The organism is Psychromonas aquatilis (assembly GCF_038155185.1).
Lineage (GTDB): Bacteria > Pseudomonadota > Gammaproteobacteria > Enterobacterales > Psychromonadaceae > Psychromonas > Psychromonas aquatilis.
In genome coordinates this window covers 1-236 of the sequence record NZ_JBAKAZ010000236.1, presented here as the reverse complement: position 1 = coordinate 236, position 236 = coordinate 1, and the positions used below count along the sequence as shown (strand labels likewise).

The window sequence follows — 236 nt, the reverse complement described above, 5'->3', positions numbered from 1 at the left end:
GTTTATTCAAGATTGAAGTATCAAGACTTAAATCTTGAATAAACCATTTAAACAAATTTGGCGAGTGGTTTTACTGAATTTATTGGTTATTTTTACCGCTGTTCAAGCACCAAAGATAATCGATTATTTTAATCAGCCGCAACAAGCACTCGATGGCATTGCAGAGCTAGCGTAAGCACTTAGTGATACGAATCAAGTTGATCCGCCGGTAGAGATTGATGATCGAACATCAACCA

Annotated in this window: 1 protein-coding gene; it reads left to right on the top strand. The window is 36.9% G+C overall.

All coding sequences use genetic code 11. From position 1 onward, the window contains the following. Window positions 1–34: 34 nt before the first annotated feature. Complete coding sequence (locus V6256_RS15435) at window positions 35–175, top strand: hypothetical protein (RefSeq protein ID WP_341599131.1); 141 nt, start codon at window positions 35–37, stop codon at window positions 173–175. Window positions 176–236 lie beyond the last annotated feature (61 nt).